General features: G+C 36.0%; 8 protein-coding genes. 5 read left to right on the top strand and 3 right to left on the bottom strand.

Features of this window, described 5'->3' with window-relative positions:
• Positions 1-18: 18 nt before the first annotated feature.
• Entirely contained in the window at positions 19-2,595 is a 2,577-nt protein-coding gene (locus EDF66_RS09110) for a DNA-binding transcriptional activator (protein WP_132842131.1), read from the bottom strand.
• A 353-nt stretch (positions 2,596-2,948) separates the two neighbouring features.
• Here EDF66_RS09110 and EDF66_RS09115 point away from each other — a divergent pair, with 353 nt between their 5' ends.
• The 5 genes from EDF66_RS09115 to EDF66_RS09135 are packed head-to-tail and all read left to right on the top strand — an operon-like array spanning position 2,949 to position 12,748.
• Entirely contained in the window at positions 2,949-4,421 is a 1,473-nt protein-coding gene (locus EDF66_RS09115) for a glycoside hydrolase family 76 protein (protein ID WP_207898558.1), read from the top strand.
• A gap of 17 nt (positions 4,422-4,438) precedes the next feature.
• Positions 4,439-7,615 (top strand): SusC/RagA family TonB-linked outer membrane protein, encoded by a 3,177-nt coding sequence (locus EDF66_RS09120; RefSeq protein ID WP_132842132.1) that lies wholly within the window; start codon positions 4,439-4,441, stop codon positions 7,613-7,615.
• Between the two features lie 31 nt (positions 7,616-7,646).
• Complete coding sequence (locus EDF66_RS09125; RefSeq protein WP_132842134.1) at positions 7,647-9,707, top strand: RagB/SusD family nutrient uptake outer membrane protein; 2,061 nt, start codon at positions 7,647-7,649, stop codon at positions 9,705-9,707.
• Between the two features lie 18 nt (positions 9,708-9,725).
• Positions 9,726-10,541 (top strand): DUF3823 domain-containing protein, encoded by an 816-nt coding sequence (locus tag EDF66_RS09130; protein ID WP_132842135.1) that lies wholly within the window; start codon positions 9,726-9,728, stop codon positions 10,539-10,541.
• Positions 10,542-10,573: 32 nt separating this feature from the next.
• Positions 10,574-12,748 carry a hypothetical protein gene (locus EDF66_RS09135; RefSeq protein ID WP_132842137.1) on the top strand — a complete coding sequence of 725 codons (2,175 nt, stop codon included), beginning with the start codon at positions 10,574-10,576 and terminating at the stop codon, positions 12,746-12,748.
• Between the two features lie 96 nt (positions 12,749-12,844).
• Here the strand turns inward: EDF66_RS09135 and EDF66_RS09140 are convergent, their stop codons facing one another.
• Together EDF66_RS09140 and EDF66_RS09145 are read right to left on the bottom strand one after the other, a co-directional pair.
• A complete protein-coding gene (locus tag EDF66_RS09140; RefSeq protein ID WP_132842139.1) occupies positions 12,845-13,621 on the bottom strand; it encodes a response regulator in 777 nt (258 codons plus the stop codon).
• Positions 13,618-16,773 (bottom strand): two-component regulator propeller domain-containing protein, encoded by a 3,156-nt coding sequence (locus EDF66_RS09145; protein WP_132842140.1) that lies wholly within the window; start codon positions 16,771-16,773, stop codon positions 13,618-13,620. Before EDF66_RS09145 ends, EDF66_RS09140 begins: the two co-directional genes overlap by 4 nt.
• Positions 16,774-16,842: the final 69 nt, after the last annotated feature.

Genomic DNA, 16,842 nt, shown 5'->3' on the forward strand with positions numbered 1-16,842 from the left:
AACCCATAAGATGTAAAATTAGGCTATATCTTCAAAGTTGAAAGGGAAGTCTTCCCCCATGATGTTCCTGTATTGGCTAGCAAAGTTTTGAAAACGTATGCGAGCTTCTTGGAGCATGTTTAAAGCAATCATTGCTTTAATTTCCATAAATAAGGCATTTTCATTGAGAGGGTCAAATAGAAAAATAACTTCAGCCAATGCTATGCTATCGTTATAGGCATGTTTCTCCATACTTTGATAGATTTCAGTGATTAAAAGAGGTGTTATATTTTTCTCTAGATCAGCCTTAGTTGAGTCGAAAATAGGTTGATTGGTACCCTGTAAGAACTTTCCCCTTCGTAATAGATGAATTAACTCATCTCTGTTTTCAGTGTTGTTAATAGACGAAGTGAGTTTCATACATCTCGTATAGTCGCAATAGAAATCAGCATGTTGTTCAATTTTAAAACGCCCTTTCTCATAGCGTAATTCTATCCCATCCAATTCACCTAATGCTTTTCTTAAATGGTTGATTGTAACGCCTCTTGAATTTTTGACTTTATCTTCAGATTTGTCTGGCCATACCAGATGACTTAATAATGCGGATGAAATCCCGGATTCACCTGCGTGGGTTAAAATCAAACAAAAAACTTGTTTCAGTCGTGTACTAAATAAATGGGATATATCTTTTTGATTGCGATCTAATACCGTAAATTCTCCAAATAAATAGATTGCATTGGCTTGTAAGTTATTTTTCCAGACAGCGGGTTCGTTATTACTTGGTTTTAACTTACCGATGGGTGCTAATTTTTTAGTCTTGATCAACAAATGTTCTTTATTGCTATCAGCTACACCTGCAGGTACTGGTAAGATCATATGTCGCCCTGTTTTTTTATTAGAGATCCTTTTGAGCATGATGTAAGCTCCTATTGCAACAGTTCCTCCGAATAATACAAAAATCAGATATTTAATTTTATTATTTTTTTTGGGATAATTGCTTAATTCTGTTTCTGAGATAGGAGGGGAGTTTAGGGAATAGATTTTTAATGTTGACTTAACATCATCATTTGACTCTTGTACTAAAGCGAGTAGACGTCCAAGTTGATGGTCATAATAAAGCTGTGCCCGTGTTGAAATCTTGTCCGAATAGATGGCTACAGAATCACCTAATATTTCATAGCTTCCATCTTGGATTGAAAACCGATAAAGCTTGATTGCTGATCGGGTGAGATGCTCGGGATAACATAAGGCATAAAAGTGTGACTGATCTAGGAATACAATACCGCGTGCAGGTACCACATGCTTATCTTTCCATTGAATATCCCACATTTTTGTCACCTTTTTAGTATCTAAGTTAATTTTGTGTAGATCATAATAGTATTTTCTTCCAACAATGTGCTCTCCAGATTCATTTCCCATTCCTCCAAAAATATATGCTGTACGGTTGTTTTCCATATAGCCCGCAGATAGAAAATATCGTGGGAAGAGCTTATCTCCGGTAAAATCTTCAAGTTTTTGCCATTTGGTAGAATCAGCGGCATATCGATAAAATTTGTCACTATAGGACATGTTCCCATATCCTCCGAAGATGTAATATTGCTTTGCTTGCTGATCAAAAAAGAATCCATGGTGATGCAGTTCCTTTTGGACACGATCATAGCTTTCAATAGTCCATGTAAATGTATCAAGATTAAGACTAGCAACGGTCGGCCCCTCATACGGATAATTATGATACAATTCATAAACATACAGCTTATTTGCTTTTACATCAAGGAAGTTGGTTGCTTGAATCAAGTCAACAGGGCATTTTTTTTGAAAAGCAATTTTCCGAGTATCATTCGTTTTGATATTATGAATGAATAAAGAATCGCGATTGAAATAATAGATTTCTTTTCTATTTTGATTGTAATTAGAGCCTGCTTGAATCGACGAATTGAAGGTCTGTACCAATTGCCATTTATAAGAATCATTGATTAACCATTCGGGATTGGTTACAAAGCCATAGTTATTTCCTTCAAAATCATGAACAATATTACCTTCATTCTCCCTTAATGGGAATACATATTTGGTGTTTTTATTTCCAACGGATAGGTTTTTAATGCCCATATTCGGTACATCGATCAGATAATCACTTTTTCCAAAAGTAATGATTGGAAAATAGGGATTTGGGAGTACAATTTTTTTGGATGAGAAAACTTTGTTTTTTATTTGAAGTTTAAAGATTCCTTGTGTGAGGTTAAAGGTTAATTTAACCGGAAACCATGTGTTGTTATCTAATAACCGACGATCTATTTTGGCTGTGATCAAACTACTTTTTCCTTCTTCATTTAGTCTGAATATGCATTGATCTTTTTCTTCGTCATAAAACAGGTTATAGATGGTATTACTTTCCTTATTTTGAACTCTAAGGATATTTCCCAATGAATTTGTGCTATAGATAGCAAGTTGGAAGTCAATGTCAAATAATCCTTCAAATGAAATTGTCTTTTCACCAAAAACTTCATAGGAAGTACGTTTGTCGATTGCGTGATGACCTCCATTAAATTTAAGTCCTTGTGAAAAGGATAGCGTCGGCAGGAATAAGTAAATAGCAAAATATATATAATAGAATTTCATACAGCGCAATTAAAAACTTAAATCAAGAAGTATGGACGCATGATTCCCTTTAAAAGGCGACCGTATAAACCTTCTTAGATGATTTAATGGTTAATAACTATTTTTTCAACATCTTAATGCCTTAAAAGTATACAAAAAAACAATCAAATGAAATAAATCCATTGTTACATGTTTTCTGATTTTTTGAAATTTCCAACACGCAGTAGCATTAAAATAATGCAAGGTTATTGTTTTATTTTTGCCTATTAACCCCTTTTTAACCCTAAAATTAATCGACTCCACTTATCTTGTTCCAGAATTTAATGCCTTAATCATGGGCAAAATTCTGACTAATTATAAACCAGATTCTTCTTATGAAATTTTTAAGAAAGCTACAAAGCATTTTTATTCATGCTATTCCACTATTACTGTTTGTACAGTTTTGTTTTTTAACACCTACGCATGCCACGATGCGAAATGGCGGGGATGGTCGTAATGTTCCAGATCTTCAAACTCAAAATTTAGTACGGTCAATGCAGCTTGTTGACAAATCCATTGCTACCTATTTCTCAGGTGATGAGATGACCATGGCTAGATTTTACAATCCGGACACAAAAGAACTATCTGCTGAAAGGGGCAGTGTTTGGATGTATACTGCCTCTATCGAAGCTGTTAATGCAATTTTAACAAGTCTTAAATTCCAAAAGGAAAATGGCAATGTGGAACTATATAATCAGCACTATAATCGTTATGTGGATTTGTTGAAAAAACTATTTGATAATGCTGATTATTATTTAGGGACTTTTAAACTGACCTCATTTACACAAGAAAAAGAGTGGGCAGTCTATGCTGTGGACCGTGTTCGGGAAAAGGGGAAAGCGAATGTTACTGGGATATTGAATGTTTACGATGACCAAATGTGGCTTGTCCGTGAATTAATAGACGCCTATCACCTAACGAATGATCAAGTCTTTTTAGAAAAGGCTGAGTATTTGACGGCCTATGTTCTTGACGGCTGGGATAGTACACTAGATGACAGAGGTAAGGAACATGGTGGTATTCCCTGGGGTCCGGGTTATGTAACCAAGCATGCTTGTAGCAACGGTCCAATGGTTAGCCCCTTGGTATGGCTGCACGAAATCTATAAGCATAAATCTGATCAGATCGAACATCGATATGTCGATACAAAAGACAAAAAAACACGCCGTTCGAAAATGTTAAATAAAGGTAATTATTACCTGAGTTTTGCACAAAAAGTATACGATTGGCAAAAGCGTTATCTTTTAAACAGTCAGGGTGTTTATACCGATATGATGGGAGATTGCTCACCAGACTGTACGATCGCTTACGAGAATGTCAATGGAACGAGATACCGTGCAAATACATTCTTGAAAACTGCTGTAGGTCCCTCATTTTCCTACAATACCGGTACAATGATTTCTGGCGCGGCGGATCTGTATCGCGTGACAAAATCGAAAAAATATATAGAAGATGCGCAATCATTATCTCATGCTGGTTTCGAGTATTTTGCAAAACTGGGAAAGCAGATTCCAGGATATTATACTTACGAATCCTCAGGATTCAATAATTGGTTCAACGGTATCCTTCTCCGAGGATTCTTTAATATTTATCCTAATTATAAAAAAGTAGGAAGTTACATGGAGTCTTTTCAAAAGAATCTGGATTATAGTTATGACCACTTCTTAAAGGACGGGTTTTTACCAACAGATTTATTAAATGGCTGGGATGTAGATCAAAATAAAAATAATTTGGAGGCTATGTTCATGTTTACATATGCGGCACAGTATGCTATCTTATCGCAATACGAATTAGACAAATCTAAATAACCTAAATAACGACTATTATGATAAAAACATTTAAAAATGGGGGGGCGATATGGTTTTTACTACTATTGCTCACGCTTTGTATGCCTGTAAAAGGTTGGGCACAGAAAGCAAATATTACGGGAAAGGTATTGGGCAGTAACAATGAACCACTGGCTGGTGTTCTTGTTAGTGTAAAAGGAGCGACCGTGAGAACAGAAACAGCTACTAATGAGGACGGCAGTTATGCTATACAGGTTACTGATGGAGCATCTCTGTTATTTAAGTTCATCGGTTATAAACCTCAGGAAGAAGTTATCGGAGAAAGGAAAACCATTAATGTCACCTTGATGACGGATGAAACTGAATTGGAAACAGTTGTCGTTGTTGGGTACGGGACACAGAAAAAGATGACTTTAACTGGGGCTGTTGCTGGTGTAAAAGGCTCTGAAATGAGGCAGACCAAAAATGAAAACCCACAAAATATGCTTGCTGGTCGTATTGCTGGTGTGCGTGTTTGGCAAAAAAGTGCTGAACCAGGCGCATTTAAAGCCAATTTTGATATCCGCGGTATGGGGGCACCTTTGGTTATTATTGATGGAGTTCCCCGTACTTCCGAAGATTTTCAGCGTCTAAATCCAAGTGATATTGAAGAAGTCTCGGTTTTGAAAGATGGATCTGCAGCAATCTATGGTGTCCGTTCGGCAAATGGTGTCGTTTTAGTAACAACAAAAAAGGGAAGAGAAGGGAAAGTATCTATCGGTTATAACGGCTCATTTACCTTTCAGAAACCTTCTGGAATGCCTTTTTTAGCAAATGCATTTGATGCTATGACGATCTATAATGAAAAGTCGAAGAACAACATCAATGGGGGGAGTCTGATCTATACGGAAAAAGATTTTGAAGACTTTCGAAATGGCACCCGTCGTGCTACGGATTGGACTTCTTTGATCTTCTCAAAATTCTCACCACAGACACAACACGATATTAATTTTTCTGGAGGAAGCAGTAAAATACAGTATTATATTGGTGGAGGCTATTCATACCAAGAAGGCTTTTTTAAATCGGGTGATCTCAACTATGATAAGTATAATTTACGGGCCAATATTAGCGCAGAATTAGCCAAAGGACTGAAGTTGGAATTAAGTCTAAGTGGTATGGCCGATCAACAGAATAATCCATACACAAGTTCTGTCGATATTATTCGGAACTATTGGAAACAGGGTGTTTTATTTCCAGCTTATGCAGATTCAGAGAACACCAGATTGAATTATGAGGGGCTTGATTTGGAGCAAAATACATTAGCTATGATCGACTCCGATATATCTGGATATCGTAAATATAAAAAGAAGACATTTCAATCCTCTGCCGCATTACATTATGACTTAAGTAATTTATCGCAAGCTCTTACAGGATTCTCGGCTAAAGCATTAATTGGTTATGATTATCGCGTGGATAACAATGCGATCTTTAGAAAAGAATATTACCAATATGCATTTAATGCTGCTACAAATACTTACAATCAAAAATTGTATAACCTCAGTAGTCCTAATCAGATGAAAAGAGAGTTTTTTGATAAACAGCAATTATTGACTCAATTTATCGTGAATTACGACCGTACCTTTTCGGAGAAACATAAAATTGCGGGATTATTAGGTTGGGAAACGCAAAAAAATAATGGAGATAATTTCTACGGTGTTAAAAATTTAGCATTTGGTTCTGATCAATTATTAGCTGGTGTAGAAGATGGTCAGATGACCTCAATGTATGGTGGATTGAACGATTATTATAATGAAGCAAAGTCAGCTCTAATAGGTCGGGTCAATTATGATTTTGGAGGTCGCTATATCGCGGAATTTCAATTTCGATATGATGGCTCATCGCGATTTGCTAAAGGGCATCAATGGGGATTTTTTCCATCAGCATCTGCTGCATGGCGGATATCAGAAGAACCATTCTTTAAATCTATTAAAGCATTATCATTTGTCAATCAATTGAAAGTAAGAGCAAGTTATGGTGTGCTTGGAGATGATTTGTCTAGCGATTGGGACTTTGGATGGATACCGGGGTACATTTATCCTGCGATAAGCGGAAATTCGGAGAATGGTTATAATAATCAATACGCACCCGGTTATTTGTTCGGAGATAAATTTATTACAGGAGTAAATCGTAAAGCTATTGCCAATGAGCTTATTACATGGTATAAAGCTAAATCGTTTAATGTTGGTGTAGATTTCGAAGGCTGGAATGGTTTATTCGGGTTTACATTAGATTATTTCGATCGTGTACGTTCTGGTTTATTCCAACGTCGTAGCAGTGAATTTCCGACTGTAATTGGAACAACCGCGCCTTTAGAAAATGTGAATAGTGATCGTCATTTCGGATTAGAACTAGAGTTGAAACACCGTAATAAGATCAATGATTTTTCTTACAACCTTCGTGCAATAGCAACCATTACTAGAAATAAGTATTTGAACGCAGTGCAAAATGGACCCTATAAAAATTCATATGACCGTTGGCGAAATGATAACTTAAATCAACGCTATCAAGGATTCCAGTTTGGATATGAAGGTGCTGGGCGCTATGAGAGTTGGGATGATATTCGTAATTATCCTATTTACAAAGAACGTGATCTATTGCCTGGTGATTATAAGTATTTGGATTGGAATGGGGATGGTGAAATTAGCGGCTTGGATGAACATCCCTTTGCTTTGGATCAAACTCCTTGGTTAAATTATAGTTTAAATATTGAAACTGCCTATAAGAATTTTGATTTAAATGTATTGTTGCAAGGATCTGCGTTAGGATCAATGGAATATAAGGAGCCTTTGTATTCGATCTGGGGAACAAACGGAGGCGGAACATTGGAGCAATATGTGGATCGTTGGCACCCGATAGATCCTACAGCAGATCCATATGATCCAAGTATCGAATGGGCAAAGGGTTACTACGGTTACACCGGTAGATATCCAAAAACAAACTCAGCCTTCAATCGTGTGAGTACAGCTTATCTGCGTTTGAAAAGTATTGAGTTGGGGTATACTATCTCGAATTTAAGACCATCTTCCAATATGCGTTTACGTCTATTTGCTAATGCTTATAACCTGTTTACGATCACGGGCGTTAAGTTTGTTGATCCAGAGCATCCAGATGATGATTTAGGCCGCATGTACCCGCTCAATAAAACATATTCTTTAGGTCTATCACTTACATTTTAGTCGCTTACTGATGTATAAAAAATTAAATCACATGAAAAAAATATTGATCATATTATCTCTTTTTGGTTCGCTAGGTCTTGCTGGTTGTACCGACTTGGACATTACTCCCAAAAATATTGTTACTGATGAGGACTTATTGACTACTCCAGCTGGGATAGATATCTACATGGCTAGGATGTATAGTTTAATGCCTTTCGAAGATTTTAAATATATGGCCGAATGGGGTATTGAATTTAATGGCTGGTTAGCATCTAATGGAATTGAAGGTACTGGAGAGGCTGTCAATAGGGATGGAATCACCCGATCTTTTACGAGCGAACGTACACCGTACTGGGGTAGGGGTTTTGAATTAATACGCGATGCCAACCATTTGATTGAGACTTTGCCAAATTATAAAGATAAATTTTCACAAGAGATCTATAATCATTATTTGGGTGAAGCTTATTATGTACGAGCAACAGTTTTTTATGCTATGGCACGCAGGTTTGGTGGTATTCCTTTGGTCACTAAGGTTATTCAATATCCTGCTTCCGCTGCTGATCTTGAAGTTGCAAGATCGAGTGAAGAAGATACTTGGAATCAAATTTTGAAAGATTATAATGAAGCCATTCAGCTCATGTTACCTAAAAGTTTGAAATCAGGGTATTCCAATAAATATGTGGCTTTGGCTTTTAAATCTGAAGCCATGTTATATGCCGGTAGTGTCGCAAAATATAACGAAACAGTCTCTGGAAGATTAACGGGACTCGGACAAAAAACAGGAGTGCGTGTTATTGGTTTTGATCCTTCGAATTGGAGATCTGCTTCTCAAAAATATTTTTTAGAGGCTTATCAAGCCGCGCGAACCGTTATGGCAGAGGGAGGTTACTCGCTCTATATGAAAAAGTGGCAAGCAAATGATGCAGAAGCACAGTATCAAAATATGGTCGATATGTTTAGTGATCTCAGTAGTTCTGAAAATATTTATGTCAAAGAATATCTTTTTCCAACAACTACACATAGTTTTGATGCTTTTAGTTCTCCGTTTGTATTTCGATCACCATTATCAGCAGGAACCTGTCCTACAGTAGATTTTCTGGAACTTTTCGACGGTTTTGATAAATATCCGAATGGTACTTTAAAAGTAACCTCAGGAAATACAAATACCGAGGGCGATTATTTGCTGTATGACAAGCCGATGGACTTGTTTAAAAATGCAGAACCACGGTTAAGAGCTTATGTCATTTTTCCAGATGATGTATTTAGGGGGAAATCGATAGAAGTTCGTGCAGGAATTTACACTGGTCAAATTCCAATAAAACCATTATTTAGTAATTATACTTATGCTACTGCAGATACACGTTATCAGCAACTTGGCGCCTATACCTCAAATCCTAAAACATTGTATTTGAGTCCAAGAGATGGTGGTGGTCAAGAGACTGTTGAATATAAGGGACAGCGCATGCCTGCGGCTGGTGCCAATGGTCCATTTTATGATAATGGTGAAGCTACTCTTACTGGATTTTATATAAGGAAATGGTTAAACACCAATTTGTCCAAAGAAATTGGTGAGGGAAAATCTGATCAACCTTTTATTTTGATGCGTTATGCTGAAATATTATTAAATGTAGCAGAGGCTGGAGTAGAATTAAATATGCTTGGAGCAACAGCACCCGATGGAAGTGATTTCCTACAAGTGGCAACAGCAGCGGTAAATGAAATTCGCGAACGTGCAGGAGCAAAATTGTTGACGACTTCTATTGGCGGAGATAATAATGGACGAAATATCGTGCGAAAAGAAAGACGCAAGGAGTTAGCATTTGAACATAAAGCGAAGTGGGATTTACGTCGATGGAGAGTTTTGCATTATGAAGGGAGAGATAATTTCTGGGGTGAAACTAAAGATAAAAATCAATATAGTAATAATGAGAATTTCCGTTTTAGAGGACTTTATCCCTTTTTCTCAACAGCATCAGGGAAATATTTCTTTGATGCTAGGTTTCAGTGGGTAAGCACCAAAACATTTTCTTACACCCCATTGGATTATTATTTTGAAATTCCTGGTGGAGAGGTCGCAAAAAGTGCTGTCATCGATCAACAGCCAAATCGTTAATATTAAAAATTACAGAAAATGAAAAATAGATTTTTTAGTATAATAGGTATGTTACTTTTATTAAGCTCATGCAATCTTTTTAAGGAAGACAATTATGAGGTTCCAGCGGTAACATTAAAAGGAGAAGTTGTTGATGCACAAACTGGTGAACGCGTGTTGACCGACCAAGGTAGTGAGGGTATTCGTGTTCGATTGACCGAATTAAGTTGGGGAGACAATGTCGAACACAATCCAGATTTTTATTGCATGCCTAATGGTACTTTTCAACACAACAAGTTGTTCAAAGGAAATTATAATATAACAGTAGATGGTCCATTTATCCCATTGGTTCGTAAGGATGTGAATAATACCATCCTTGCGGATGATAGCAAGAATATGGAGTTGAATGGTACACATGAAGTAAAAATGGAAGTACATCCATTTTTGAAGATCGAGTGGGTAGGAGAACCTATTGTGAGTAAAGGAAAAATTAGTGCTCAAATACGCGTAACCCGTGGTATCAATGAACAGTTTTTTAAAGATAAGATAGAACCTTTAGGCAACTACAGTGCTGATTTTTTCAATATTACTGATATTCAATTTTTTGTAAGTTATTCTTCTACTGTTGGCTATCGTGCTCGTGATGAACGTTGGTCTAGTAAGATCGAATATGGCGGACGTAATTTTGATCCTTTACTCGGACAAGTAATTGAAATAGAGTCAATAGGAGAGATTCCTGCTGGTCGTACGGTGTTTATACGTGCGGCTTCTAGAATTAACTATGATACACCCAGAGGGAGTGGTACAAGACGATGGAATTATAACGAGGCAAAGAGAATTGATATTCCGCAATAGGATCGATTTATTTATATATTAATATATTAAACATGAAAAAAACGAGCATATTAATAGTCTTACTAGCTGTTTCATCTGCGGTTACTGCGCAAGTAAAGGATCCGGTGAAAACTACTTTTCAAAGTTCAAGAGAATGGCGTCCAACCATTGATAATAGAGCAGATGCCGTCATGATCTACGGTACTGGAGGAAACCCATCGGATAAATCCAAAAGAATTCCTTTTGAAGAAAGAGTCAGGAGCTGGAGGGATAAAGGATATATCACACACTACATGACAGGTATAGCATGGGGCGAATATCAGGATTACTTTACAGGAAAGTGGGATGGGAAAATGCATCTTGATGAGGGTCAAGTTGACGTAAAAGGCGATACAATTTGGCATGGACATATGGTGCCTTATATCGTTCCTACGGATAATTATCTAAAATATATTAAGGAAATGCATGTCAAGCGCGTTATTGACGCTGGTATTGATGCAATTTTTATGGAGGAGCCGGAATTTTGGGCTAGAGCGGGTTACAGTGAATCTTTTAAACGGGAATGGAAAAAATATTATGGCTTCGAGTGGAGGTCACAACATGAGTCTCCTGAAAATACTTACCTCGCTAATAAATTGAAGTACTGGTTATATTTTAATGCCTTAAATGAAGTGTTTACCTATGCTAAAGCTTATGGGAAATCTAAAGGAATGGATGTTAAATGTTATGTGCCGACACATTCTTTAATCAACTATTCGCAGTGGATGATTGTAAGTCCGGAAGCAAGTTTAGCTTCATTGCCCGTAGTTGATGGTTATATCGCACAAGTGTGGACGGGAACTTCCAGAGAGCCAAATTATTTTAATGGTGTCGTAAAAGAGCGTGTTTTCGAAACGGCATTTTTAGAATATGGATCGATGGAATCCATGACTGCACCAACTGCCCGTAAGATGTTTTTCTTAACAGATCCGATAGAAGATTGGCCAAGAGATTGGGTAGATTATAAGAAAAATTATCAAGCAACTTTTACTGCGCAATTGTTATATCCGAATATATCCGATTATGAGGTAATGCCTTGGCCGGAAAGGATCTATGAGGGATTGTATAAAACCAGCATAAATAGCGATACAAAAGCTAAGATTCCAAAAGATTATGCGACGCAGATGCAAGTGATGATCAATACCTTGAATCAAATGCCAAAATCTGAAAATCAAGTTTCGGGTTCTTCAGGGATAAGTGTTTTATTGGCAAATTCGCTCATGTTTCAACGCTTTCCTACCCATGCTGGTTATGATGACCCGCAGTTAGCTAATTTTTATGGCCTTGCACTGCCTTTTTTAAAAAGAGGTGTACCTGTTAAAACCGTTCATATCGAAAATTTAAGTTTCAAAGAAGCTTTAGCAGATACCAAAGTTTTATTGATGTCATATGCCAATATGAAACCATTAAGCGCCGAAGCTCATCAGCATTTAGCCGATTGGGTAAAATCTGGAGGTTTACTGGTGTATAGCGGTACTGATCTTGATCCTTTCCAGACTGTTCAAGAATGGTGGAATACGAAAGGAAATAATTACGCAAGTCCTGCAGATCATTTGTTTGAAAAGATGAATATTAAGGAAGTAGCAAAACAGGGAAGGTATAGCTATGGGAAGGGTTTTTTACATATTTTACGTACGGATCCAAAAGAGTATGTATTAAAACAGAATAATACGCAACAATTGCTTGGTGTGGTCCAAGATTTATATGAAACAAAAACTAAGAGTGGAAAACTAGAATTTAAGAACAACTTCTTTCTCAGCCGTGGTGTCTATGATTTGATTGCTGTCCTAGATGAAAGTGTCAATAATAGATCATTTCAGGTCAAGGGAAATTTAATAGATTTATTTGATCCTAAGCTACCCATTGTTACCAGCCGCGATGTGCAAGTTGGAGAACAATGTTTCTTTTTAAATCTTGATCGTATCGAAGATAAGCAGAAACCTCAGGTATTGGCAGCAGCTAGTCGCACATATGATGAAAGGATAGATGGGAATAATTATTCTTTTATTGCTAAAAGTCCTATTCAGACAACTAATATTTCACGCATATTATTACCTGAAAAACCGAAGAGTATACGTGTCAATCATCAAGAAGTATTTACTGAATCAAATTGGGATCAAAAAACTAAAACTTATTTGCTAGGATTTGAAAATGACCCAGAGGGTGTAGCTGTCGCTATCAAATGGTAGCTATTAATAGTTAAGGAATTCAGTTGTGCTTTTAGTCAAAAATTAAAGATTGTTTTTAAAGACCTCATGTATTTAGCATGAGGTCTTTTATTTATTTTAGGAGTGTAGTTTTTGTTGTTCCAAAAATTCAGAAGGGCTTACTCCAAATTGTTTTTGAAAGTTACGTGAAAAATGCGTGGCAGAGCTATAACCTAGTAAATTGGATATTTCATAGATTTTGAATTTTCGTTGTGCTAGCAATTCTGCGGCTTTTCGCAGCCGGGTCAGGTTAATTAATTCATTAGGAGATAGGCTTGAAACAACATTAATTTTTCGATAAAGTGTTGGACGGCTCATGCATAAAATATCAGCCATACGGTCAACATTGAATTTCGGATCATCTAAATGATTCTGAATGATTTCATCCACTTTTTGAAGAAATTCTTGATCGCTTTGATTTTGGCCGATGCTCTGTATCTGCGATAAAGGGTTACTAACAAAAAAAGCTTTTACTTTTAATCTGTTTTTTAGAAGACTGGCAATTTGTGCTCTTAAAAATGCCGGTGAGAATGGTTTTTCAATATAAGCATCAGCGCCAAATTCTAAGCCTTGGATTTTAGATTCGATACTATTTTTCGCCGTAAGTAAAATTACCGGAATATGGGAGGATGCCATATTTTCTTTAATATGCTGACACAATTCGTAACCATCCATTTCAGGCATCATGACATCGCTAATAATTAAATCAAAATTATCCGATTCCATCAATTTCAATGCTTCTAGACCATTGTTGCAGGTTTGAACATGATATTCCTCACAGAGATCATCTGCAATAAATTCAAGTAATTCTTGATGATCGTCGATTAAGAGGATATTGGCTTTTGAATTTTTCATGATGATAGTGAGCTTTGATTTAAAGGAAGTATGAGTTTAAATACGTTGAAGGAGGATTCGTCTACTTCATATATTAATGTGCCTTGATGTTTTAAGGTCAATGATCTAGTTAGGGCTAAACCTAATCCACTACCTGAAATACTTTTGCTTCTTTTTAAGCGATTGAAAGGTTCAAAAATATTTTGCTGTTCCGCTGGCGGAATTAGTGCCCCGTCGTTCTTTATGATCAATACACATGTTTTTGTATTTTCATCGGTTTTTAATGTTATTTCTATTTGATGATCTGCATATTTTAAAGCATTATTAAGCAGATTATAACAGATTTTTTCGAAAGCGTCTAGATCTATTAAAGCGATAATATTCTGACTGATATCTAATGTTAAAACACGATTTTGAGCAATTAAGGTTACGGAAAAATTATTGATAATTTCTTGTAAAATATGGCTTATATTATGCGGTGCAAAGTTTAATTTAAACCCTTCGGCCTCTAACTTTCTGAAATCCAGTAATTGATTGCTTAGTTCAATAAGTTTATTGGTATTGTTTTCCATCGTTAGCAGTAATTTATCTACTGCTGGACTGCGTTCGACTCTATCCATCAATTTTTCCAAAGGAGCCTTTATTAATGTTAACGGAGTTCGGATTTCATGAGCAACATCAGTATAAAAATTGATTTTTGAACGGTATAAATCTTGATCTCTTAAGTTTTGGATTGTTAAGATATGTTGACGATTCCGCTGTTTTATTGCTTCGTTAAAATGATGAATTATAAATGCGATAAGTCCGATAATAATAAATCCATAGATAAGATATGCAGGAAGACTTGCCCATATTGGTGGTAATACTTCTATTTTCAAGGTCTTGATTTGTGGAATCGCAGTGCCATTTGGATCTTCAGCTTTAATTATGAATGTGTAATTTCCTGGCGCCAGTTTGGTAAAGTATGCGCGGGGGATACCATTGATAGGGTTCCATTTTTCATCTATTCCTAACATTTTATAACTATAGCGTACAGAATGAGGAGCTTGGTAATGTAATGCAGCAAAATCTAAGCTAAATGAGGATTCATCGTGCTTAAGTTTAATACTTTCGGTAAAGAGAATTGATTTTTTGAGAATGGTTGATTCATCAGTTTGACTCACTTCTCGATTATTGACAGTTAAATCTGTAATAAAAATAGGTGTTTTTGCATTGTATTTGATTTGATTTAATTGTTCGGGCTTAAATCGGATCAAACCATTGATAGTCCCAAAGTAGAAATTATTATTGTTATCATCAAAGGAAGAGTTGTAATTGAACTGTAATGTTGGTAAACCCGATTCCATATTAAATGTTCGTATTTTGTGGTTGACGGGGTTATACCTAACAAGACCTTTGGAAGTAGCCACCCAGATATTATTTTCTTTGTCTTCTAAAAAAGAGAGAATAACGTTGCTGGGCATCCCGTCTTTTATACTTATAAAGCTAAAACTGTTATTTTCAAATTCTTTTTTTACCATTCCTCCCTCAGTTGCAATCCACAATCTTTTTTTTGAATCTTCAAATAAACTGTTAATTCGATTATTGGGTAGCGCATGTTGATCATGTGTCTGCTGCTTATAATGTTTAAAATAATTGGTCTCTGGATTGTAACAAATTAAACCATCACGCCACGTACCTATCCATAAATTACCTCGGAAGTCCTCTAATATACAGGTGTAAAAGATATAAGCCGGTACATTTTTTATTAAGAAAAATTGTTTGGTATCCAAATTAAAACGGTACAAGCCTCGTGTAGAAGCGGCTAAAATATCACCCTTTTTTGTTTGATAGAGGTGGAATATGAAATTACTTTCAAGTTCTGAATTATGATAACTATTTCTATCCAAATGTTGTGTCACCTGTAAACGTTTTAAATCGAATATATCGAGTCCATTTACAAAAGCACCGACTAGTAATTTGTCTTTAATGGCTAGTAATCCATGAATATTATTATTAGCTAATGAGCTATTTTGACTCGTAAAACTTTGGATCTTATTGGTTGAGAGGTTCCATTTTGATATTCCGCCGTTCTCGGTACCCATCCAAATATTTCCTTCTTTGTCTTTTTTTATGGCCCTTACAACCGATCCTTGTAGGTTTGTTGGTTGGTCGCCCGGTAAAATTTTTTCGATGATGCTGTTATGTGCATGATAGTAATTTAGTCCACCAAAATAAGTACCTAACCAGATGCCCTGATCTTTGTCTTGTAATATGTTGTAAATTGCATCGTCGGAAATACCCCATTTATTATGATTCTCCTTACGTAAATGGAGAAAACTTTTAGTGGCGATTTGATAAACAAACAAGCCAGATTCTGTTGCAAACCAATATTCATGATCATTCGGTTGAAGAATATCCCTTACATATAAAAATTGTTTCAACTGTTTTTGACCAAGAATGGAAGTAAGTGTTCCAGTGCTCTTTTCGTAAGAGAATACACCCGCTTTGGAAGTCCCAATTAGGAGTTGTCCCTGCTTTGTTTCTACTATTTTTTCAATGCTATACCAATCTTTTTTTTCAAATGATTTTGTGAAATCAAGAAATGGAGTAATCTGATACTTTTCGTTAACGAGGTAAATAATACCCTCTGGAGTTCCAAAATAGAGTTTTCCGGATTTTGTACTGCATAGTGATGTGATGTACAGATTTGATTTTGTAAGTTGTCTTGTTACTTTATTTGTAAGGTTGTGCAGGTAAAGCATTCCATTGGATATAAACCATAGGTTGTGCTTTCCATCTGTCGTAATAACAGGAACTTCTGTGCTTCTAAATTTTTCATCTAATATTTCAAAATTTTCATGAATGGGATCATAAGCGTAGATCCCTTGATCTGTACCGATCCACATTTTTTTTTGATAGTCTTCTTTTAAAGATATAATAGAATTACTTCCTAAACTTCGATGATCTTCTTTACTTGTAAAGTGTTTGAAAGAATTTCCATCAAAGCGATTCAATCCATCTTTGGTACCAAACCATAGAAATCCGTAGCTATCTTGCATACTGCAGATAACTGCGTTGTTAGAAAGTCCTTCATTTATTTGATAATGGTTAAAATAATAAGGTTGTGCATGGATATGAGCAGAAAATAAAAGATAAGCAAAATAAAGAAGCAACAATTTAATTTTTATCATGTCTAATTGGTAATTGATACAAAAGAGCAGTATTATGAAACAATTCTGCTAATCAATATTTTCTAAATT

This window comes from Sphingobacterium sp. JUb20, from assembly GCF_004342035.1.
Lineage (GTDB): Bacteria > Bacteroidota > Bacteroidia > Sphingobacteriales > Sphingobacteriaceae > Sphingobacterium > Sphingobacterium anhuiense.